Source organism: Legionella rubrilucens, assembly GCF_001468125.1.
GTDB lineage: Bacteria > Pseudomonadota > Gammaproteobacteria > Legionellales > Legionellaceae > Legionella_C > Legionella_C rubrilucens.
The window spans coordinates 106,629-113,297 of the sequence record NZ_LNYT01000022.1; the positions used below are offsets into that span (position 1 = coordinate 106,629).

Sequence of the window (6,669 nt, forward strand, 5' to 3'; positions counted from 1 at the left end):
CCAATCACTAATGATAATCAATACCTACATTGATGGGTGCCAAGAACGCATTAAATTCAATACGCTTACCCATGAGCAACTCCTGGTTATTTTTAATAAAATTAAAATGCAAACTGAACGTGTAAGTACCATGAGCGAACGTTTGCTGGTAAAAAACTCACGGTCGATTGATTAATATGGCTATGTTGGACACGACTCAAACCGTCTTTATCATCGATGATGAGCCTGAAGTCAGTGAAGCTTTGCAATGGCTTTTTGAATCCGTAGGCATCCAGGTGAAAGCTTACACAAATGCCTATGCGTTTCTTGAACAATACCATGCCAATATGCGTGGCTGCCTGATTAGTGATGTCCGAATGCCCGGCATGAGCGGTTTGGAATTGATTGAGAAATTGAAAGAACAGAACAATTTACTGCCTGTTATTATTATCACAGGCTATGGCGATGTGCCCATGGCCATCAGAGCCATGAAAGCCGGAGCGATTGATTTTATCTTAAAACCGGTCAATGATCAGAATCTTCTGGAAATTGTTCAACAGTGTCTGAATCAATCCACAATACAAAGCACCTGGGTAAAAGAAATCAGCGCTCGGATTCAAACCTTAACCGAACGTGAAATCCAGGTGATTGAATTAATTATCGAGGGCAAGTTGAATAAAGAAATAGGTTATGAACTTTCTATTTCGCGCTCAACCGTAGAAGCCCATCGCGCCAGTATTATGAAAAAAATGAAAGCAAAAAATTTAGCTCAACTCATAAATATGTATGTTCGATTTCAAATGAATGAAGAATTCAGGATACCTTGATTTGCTATATCTTGTCCTTGATTTTCCAACAAACTGCCCTATTGCCAATCACAGGATTAAACATCCTTTGCTTTTTCAATAAGGATTAACTATGCGTTCACCTGCCATCTACATTATTGATGATAACGAAGCGGTATCCAGAAGCTTGCAATTTTTGTTCGAATCATTTTATGAAATTGAAAGCATAGTCTATGATAGCCCATTGGCTTTTTTAAATGACTTCTCGACAGAGTGGCGGGGATGTCTGATCACTGATTTACTCATGCCGAACATGAGCGGCATCCAATTGATTGAGGAATTGAAAAAATACCCATGCCACCTCCCCGTCATCATTATGAGTGGTCACGCCGATGAAGATACCGCGTCTCGGGCCCTGAAGAAGGGGGCACATGCTTTTATAAAGAAGCCTTTTAAAATTGATTTTTTATTAGAGATTGTTGACGCCATTTTTAAAGATTTTATTAAGAAATAAAAGGAAGTGCTATGCTTTTTTTAAAAAGCATAGCACGGTTTTTTAAGATTTAACTTCGCAATTAATTTCAGTGCAATCACGGCAGTTTTTAGCGGCAAAAGAGAACGCATCAGCAGCTGATTTTGCAGTGTTGGACATTTCGTTATCAGCCGATTTATCCGTTTCAACATTACTGCTGCTTGCATTGGTGCTGCATACCCAATTTGAATCCATGCTGGTTTTGCTATTGGTATTGGCGAAACCCAGTGTCGATGCCAAAATCAAACTTCCAGCCATTAAGTAGTGAGTAATTCCTTTCATAATTTTCTCCATTTTTTTTGAATTGAACCTACAAAATTTAGAATAGGAATATAACCAAAAAGTGTCAAGAAAATATCTAAAATTAAACATTAATTTAAATTTTTTTTAAAAATAGAAATATTAAATAATGATTATTTTGCTTTATAACTTCCTGTTACCTAGACTTAATATGTATGGGAGATAGTTATGATTAAACCGAAAGTTCACCCCAATGAAGCCGAGCGATTAAAAGCCTTGCATGCCACAGGACTAATCAATACCCCAATGGAGCAGGGATTTGAACAAATAACCAGCCTGACTAAAAAAATATTTGATGTTCCGATTGTCGCGATTAGCCTAATTGATAAGGATAAACAGTGGTTTAAATCCATTATTGGCTCTAATTTATCTGAAACACCCCGCGAAATTTCGTTTTGTGGCCACACCATTTTAAAAGAAGAAGCACTGATTGTCTCCGATGCGCAATCCGATGCTCGGTTTAAAAACAACCCCCTGGTTACTGGTGAAAAAGGATCTATTCGCTTTTATGCAGGCTACCCCATTCATGCCAGCAATGATCATCAACCCATTGGCGCGCTTTGCATCATTGATAACAAGCCACGCCACATTTCACCGACTGAAAAATCGATATTGCATGATCTTGCCGCACTGGTGGATTCAGAGATCAGCAATTTTCACTCCCTTGAGGCTTACAAAGCACGCAACTTTGAACTCGAATGCACCGATCGTATAACCTTACTTGATGGTGTTACCAAAACCTGGAACGCAAACGGAATCACGCAATTATTGCAACAACAGATGAAGCTCAGTAAGGAAGAAAAAGAAACATTTGGCTTATTCAATGTCTCCATTGACAGTTTTAACTCGTTCACGGAGGAATACGGCGAAGAGGTGGGTAACGAACTGTTGCATGCCATTGCCCGAAACCTGGTGGTTCATTGCCACAATGAAGCCTCGATCGGGTATTTAGGTGGAAAGGAATTTATGGTTATTTTGCCCCTTAATGATAAAAGAGAAATATTAAAATCCGCAGAGCGGCTTCGCCAGAATATTGAACACGAGCCCATGACGACGCAGGCAGGCGAAATGAAAGCGACAATAACCATTGGCATCGTGTTTTATGATCCCCACGTACATCAGGAGACTTCAAGTATTATGACTGAGGCTCATGGCGCACTGGAAGAAGGCAGACACGCCGGTGGGAACCGGATTGTACTTCATTAACAACGCGACCATCATGATGGCATTAGCCGTAAACGGGCTATATCCTAAGACGGCAAGCATTGGATTCACAGGATGGATGGTTGCCCGCCTGCGCGGGCAAGACAGGATGGGGTGAGGTAAATAGTCGAGTTGGTGTGGTGCTTTTATTCTGTTGTCATTCCGACGACGGTGGAGCATTGGATTCACTGGATGGAATGGTTGCCCCGCCTGCGCGGGCAGGACAGGCTGGGGTGAGGTAAAGCCCAGTGTTTCCCCCATTCCAGCAAAAATTTAAGCAAAAAAAAACGGCCCAGTGTTCTACTGAGCCGCTTTAGAATAAAGCCCTGGCGATGACCTACTTTCACATGAGGAAACCTCACACTATCATCGGCGCGAGTCTGTTTCACTTCTGAGTTCGAGATGGATTCAGGTGGTTCCAGACTGCTATGGTCGCCAGGAAAACGGTTTAAGCGTCATGGTGGCAACGGTGTTAACCGTCTGGCCATGAGGCCGGTAAAGAATAGAGTCACATTCATGTTATTGCTATAACCTGAAGCGTATCAGGTTATATGGTCAAGACAATCAGCCAATTAGTACGAGTTAGCTTCACGCATTACTGCGCTTCCACACCTCGCCTATCAACGTCGTAGTCTTCAACGGGCTTCATGGGAAAACTCATCTTGAGGGAGGCTTCCCGCTTAGATGCTTTCAGCGGTTATCCCGTCCGAACTTAGCTACCCGGCAATGCCACTGGCGTGACAACCGGTACACCAGAGGTTCGTCCACTCCGGTCCTCTCGTACTAGGAGCAGCTCCTCTCAATTTTCCTACGCCCACGGCAGATAGGGACCGAACTGTCTCACGACGTTCTAAACCCAGCTCGCGTACCACTTTAAATGGCGAACAGCCATACCCTTGGGACCTGCTTCAGCCCCAGGATGTGATGAGCCGACATCGAGGTGCCAAACACCGCCGTCGATATGAACTCTTGGGCGGTATCAGCCTGTTATCCCCGGAGTACCTTTTATCCGTTGAGCGATGGCCCTTCCATACAGAACCACCGGATCACTAAGACCTACTTTCGTACCTGCTCGAGCCGTCACTCTCGCAGTCAAGCACCCTTTTGCCTTTACACTCTTGGTACGATGTCCGACCGTACCGAGGGTACCTTTGTGCTCCTCCGTTACTCTTTGGGAGGAGACCGCCCCAGTCAAACTACCCATCATACACTGTCCTCATCCAGGATTACTGGACCAAGTTAGAACCTCAATAATAACAGGGTGGTATTTCAAGGTCGGCTCCATGCGAACTGGCGTCCGCACTTCTTAGCCTCCCACCTATCCTACACAGTTATCATCAAAGTCCAGTGCAAAACTGTAGTAAAGGTTCACGGGGTCTTTCCGTCTAGCCGCGGGTACACTGCATCTTCACAGCGATTTCAATTTCACTGAGTCTCGGGTGGAGACAGTGTGGCCATCGTTACGCCATTCGTGCAGGTCGGAACTTACCCGACAAGGAATTTCGCTACCTTAGGACCGTTATAGTTACGGCCGCCGTTTACCGGGGCTTCGATCAAGAGCTTCTCCGAAGATAACCCCATCAATTAACCTTCCGGCACCGGGCAGGCGTCACACCCTATACGTCTTCTTACGAATTTGCAGAGTGCTGTGTTTTTAATAAACAGTCGCAGCCACCTGGTCTCTGCGGCCCTCAACAGCTTTGTTGCGCAGGCAACTAACCATCAAGGGCGTACCTTCTCCCGAAGTTACGGTACCATTTTGCCTAGTTCCTTCACCCGAGTTCTCTCAAGCGCCTTAGTATTCTCTACCTGTCCACCTGTGTCGGTTTGCGGTACGGTTCTCTATAAGTTATGGCTAGCAGCTTTTCCTGGAAGCCTGGCATCAATGACTTCTCTGCACCCCGAAGGGTCAGAACCACTTCGCACCTCCGTGTTAACAAGAGACCGGATTTGCCAAGTCTCTCCACCTACGTGCAAGTACCGGGACAACCAACGCCCGGCTCATCTAGCCTTCTTCGTCCCCACATCACCACTTATAGAAAGTCCAGGAATATTAACCTGGTTCCCATCGACTACGCCTTTCAGCCTCGCCTTAGGGGCCGACTCACCCTGCTCCGATTAACGTCGTGCAGGAAACCTGGGACTTCCGGCGTGAGGGTTTTTCACCCTCATTATCGTTACTCATGTCAGCATTCGCACTTCTGATACCTCCAGCACACTTCTCAGTGCACCTTCATCAGCTTACAGAACGCTCCCCTACCACGTGCACATAGTGCACATCCGCAGCTTCGGTGTATGATTTTAGCCCCGTTACATCTTCCGCGCAGGCCGACTCGACCAGTGAGCTATTACGCTTTCTTTAAAGGGTGGCTGCTTCTAAGCCAACCTCCTGGCTGTCTATGCCTTCCCACATCGTTTCCCACTTAATCATAACTTGGGGACCTTAGCTGGCGGTCTGGGTTGTTTCCCTCTTCACGACGGACGTTAGCACCCGCCGTGTGTCTCCCGTGATTCAATTAGCCGGTATTCGGAGTTTGCATCGGTTTGGTAAGCCATGACAGCCCCCTAGCCGAAACAGTGCTCTACCCCCAGTAATCATTCACGAGGCGCTACCTAAATAGCTTTCGGGGAGAACCAGCTATCTCCGGGCTTGATTAGCCTTTCACTCCTAGCCACACGTCATCCGATAATTTTTCAACATTACCCGGTTCGGACCTCCAGTTGGTGTTACCCAACCTTCATCCTGCACATGGCTAGATCGCCCGGTTTCGGGTCTACTCCCAGCGACTCTCGCCCTATTCAGACTCGATTTCTCTACGGCTTCCTTATTCAGTTAACCTCGCCACTGAAAGTAACTCGCTGACCCATTATACAAAAGGTACGCAGTCACACAGCCTAAGCCATGCTCCCACTGCTTGTACGCAAACGGTTTCAGGGTCTATTTCACTCCGCTCTCCGCGGTTCTTTTCGCCTTTCCCTCACGGTACTGGTTCACTATCGGTCAGTAAGGAGTATTTAGCCTTGGATGATGGTCCACCCATATTCAACCAGGATTTCACGTGTCCCGGCCTACTTCTTCGCGTGCTTAGTTCCTTAATCAATCTTCGTATACGGGACTATCACCCCCTACGGTCAGATTTCCCAATCTGTTCTACTCCATTGATTAATAAATCACACCAGGCTCTTCCCCGTTCGCTCGCCGCTACTAAGAGAATCTCAATTGATTTCTTTTCCTTCGGGTACTTAGATGTTTCAGTTCCCCGAGTTCGCTTCTTTAACCTATGTATTCAGTTAAAGATGACTGCATCACTGCAGCCGGGTTCCCCCATTCGGACATCTCTGGATCAACGCACGTTTCCAACTCCCCAGAGCTTTTCGCAGGATTCCACGTCCTTCTTCGCCTCTTACTGCCAAGGCATCCACCGTTTGCGCTTCTCTTCTTGACCATATAACCTGAGTCTCCTCAAGTCACACAGTAACATGAAAATCACTATTCGCTTGTGTTACCTCTATTCTTTACCTGATTGTTAATGAACGTCTGGTTTATCCAGATGAAAACACTCAAGCCTTACGCCTTAAGACCTTTCATCTGGCTAATCCTGAAGAAAACGCATGATGGTGGAGCCGAGGAGGATCGAACTCCTGACCCCCTGCGTGCAAGGCAGGTGCTCTCCCAGCTGAGCTACGACCCCAGATTTACTGCAGCTTTTATTGTTACTCTTCGTTATGTCGGGTCGCGCGCAGTCGCATACCGATGTATGCTCCTTTGCTCTCTCGCCAACATGCCTCGATTAACAATAAAATCGTTGTAAATCACTTTTTACTGTCAATCCGAGTAAAAAACCCGTGTAAATTGGTTGTTATTGTTGT

The 6,669-nt window shown here is 46.1% G+C and carries 4 protein-coding genes, 1 tRNA gene and 2 rRNA genes; 3 read left to right on the forward strand and 4 right to left on the reverse strand.

Annotated elements, in window-relative coordinates; translation table 11 throughout:
- The first annotated feature begins 176 nt into the window (after positions 1-176).
- On the forward strand, positions 177-806 hold the full coding sequence (locus tag Lrub_RS12200) for a response regulator transcription factor (RefSeq protein WP_337589127.1): 630 nt from the start codon (positions 177-179) through the stop codon (positions 804-806).
- Positions 807-897: 91 nt separating this feature from the next.
- Positions 898-1,278: a response regulator transcription factor gene (locus tag Lrub_RS12205; protein ID WP_058532393.1), complete on the forward strand. Its 381-nt coding sequence runs from the start codon at positions 898-900 to the stop codon at positions 1,276-1,278.
- 42 nt (positions 1,279-1,320) lie between these two features.
- Here the strand turns inward: Lrub_RS12205 and Lrub_RS12210 are convergent, their stop codons facing one another.
- Positions 1,321-1,578, reverse strand: a complete 258-nt coding sequence (locus Lrub_RS12210; RefSeq protein WP_237760817.1) for a hypothetical protein — start codon at positions 1,576-1,578, stop codon at positions 1,321-1,323.
- Positions 1,579-1,764: 186 nt separating this feature from the next.
- Between Lrub_RS12210 and Lrub_RS12215 the strand changes: the two genes are divergently transcribed.
- On the forward strand, positions 1,765-2,802 hold the full coding sequence (locus Lrub_RS12215) for a sensor domain-containing diguanylate cyclase (RefSeq protein WP_058532394.1): 1,038 nt from the start codon (positions 1,765-1,767) through the stop codon (positions 2,800-2,802).
- A 321-nt stretch (positions 2,803-3,123) separates the two neighbouring features.
- Here the strand turns inward: Lrub_RS12215 and rrf are convergent.
- From rrf to Lrub_RS12230, 3 genes are all read right to left on the reverse strand, one after another.
- A 5S ribosomal RNA gene (rrf, locus tag Lrub_RS12220) occupies positions 3,124-3,239 on the reverse strand.
- A 111-nt stretch (positions 3,240-3,350) separates the two neighbouring features.
- Positions 3,351-6,245, reverse strand: a 23S ribosomal RNA gene (locus tag Lrub_RS12225).
- Between the two features lie 170 nt (positions 6,246-6,415).
- Positions 6,416-6,491 (reverse strand) — tRNA-Ala (locus tag Lrub_RS12230).
- Positions 6,492-6,669 lie beyond the last annotated feature (178 nt).

What these genes read in the sequence shown, in the direction of transcription:
- Lrub_RS12200 (WP_337589127.1), top strand. Translation starts at nt 177, where the DNA reads ATGGCTATGTTGGACACGACTCAAACCGTCTTTATCATCGATGATGAG.
- Lrub_RS12205 (WP_058532393.1), top strand. Translation starts at nt 898, where the DNA reads ATGCGTTCACCTGCCATCTACATTATTGATGATAACGAAGCGGTATCC.
- Lrub_RS12210 (WP_237760817.1), bottom strand. Translation starts at nt 1,578, where the DNA reads ATGAAAGGAATTACTCACTACTTAATGGCTGGAAGTTTGATTTTGGCA.
- Lrub_RS12215 (WP_058532394.1), top strand. Translation starts at nt 1,765, where the DNA reads ATGATTAAACCGAAAGTTCACCCCAATGAAGCCGAGCGATTAAAAGCC.